Raw genomic sequence first — 1284 nt, 5'->3', positions numbered from 1 at the left:
GTAAAAGACTCGCGAGTTTCTATATGTGCCTCATCTTTCAGATGACCAAAAAACGATTCTTGTGGGGCGTTATCCCAACAGTTTCCTCTTCTTGACATGGATTGTCCGAGCTTTAGCTTTTTGACTAATTTTTGATAGGTAGGGCTTGTATAGTGGGCTCCTTGATCTGAATGAATATATGCACCCTCAGTCAACCGAATCCTCTTATTCCTTTTTAGTTTATGAAGAGTTGTCGTTACGAGGTCTAATGTCATCTGTTCTGAAACATGGTAAGCTAAAATCTCATTGGTTGAGCCATCTAAAATTGTAGACAAATAAGCCCTTTTATTCTTACCGTAAACTAAATAAGTGATATCTGTAAGAAGCGTTTTTCCTGGGGTGTTTTGTTTGAATTCTCGATTTAATCGATTTGGTACTACTCGATGTTCTTTTGTCTTTTTCAGCATTCTTTTATAAGGGTTCGCTTTACGAATCGGACAGACAATCTCATATTTCTTCATGATTCTACGGATACGCTTTAAATTGTAGACAACTTGGAAATGACCCGCCAATGTCATCTTTATTTGACGAGCCCCTTTCTTTCGATTTCTAAATCGAAGTGCTTTTAGTATGATTTCTTTCACGATTTCATCTTGATCGCTCTTTTGTTTCCGCTGTTCTTGAGATGAAACGGAAAAATAATTATAGTATCCCGAACGGGATACACCAGTTACTTTACACAAGTGGCTCACCATATTTCTTAAGTTGTATTTTAGGATGACAGAACGAATCAAGATATATTTCTGACTAGGTGGTAACGTTATTTCTTTCCCATCCTCCCTTCCATAAGTTTGATCTTTTTTAACAGCTCATTTTCGGCTTTTAGTAAGTTTCGTTCAGCTTCCAAGCGTGCATACTTTTCTTCTAATGTAAGTTCTCTTTCTAACTTTCTTCCAGAGTTTTCTTTACGTGTATCCCTTAAACCAAATACGCCATTTTCTTTATACGAGGCACGCCATCTATTTCCTGATGACACAACACGTTGTATTCCAATTACATCTATATCAAACCCGCATTCTTCAAAAATAACTCGGGGTAGTTTTCCTTTTTCATTCCCCTCAATAAAAATACGTTTAAATTCATCTGTATAGGTGAGCCCTTTTTCACTTACAGATTTCACGTATGGGTTACTTGATAGAACTTGTATTTCTTTTTCTGTAAATAACTTTTTTGTCATTTTGAATTTTCTCCGATTCTAGTTTTTTTCTTATTATACAAGAAATACCCTATGGAATAGACTTTTTT

The 1284-nt window shown here is 35.7% G+C and carries 1 protein-coding gene; it reads right to left on the bottom strand.

The window, feature by feature from the left end; all coding sequences use genetic code 11:
* A protein-coding gene (locus tag ACQKNR_RS29235; RefSeq protein ID WP_427322760.1) for an IS3 family transposase occupies positions 1 to 1216 on the bottom strand; the annotation gives its coding sequence in 2 pieces (ribosomal slippage) (positions 1 to 823 and positions 823 to 1216; 1217 coding nt annotated over the 2 pieces). This gene is flagged as partial in the annotation.
* Positions 1217 to 1284: the final 68 nt, after the last annotated feature.

The organism is Bacillus sp. NPDC094077 (assembly GCF_050279465.1).
Classification (GTDB): Bacteria; Bacillota; Bacilli; order Bacillales; family Bacillaceae_G; genus Bacillus_A.
Note: the sequence above shows the minus strand (reverse complement) of the source record. Positions and strands in the feature narration are given on the sequence as shown.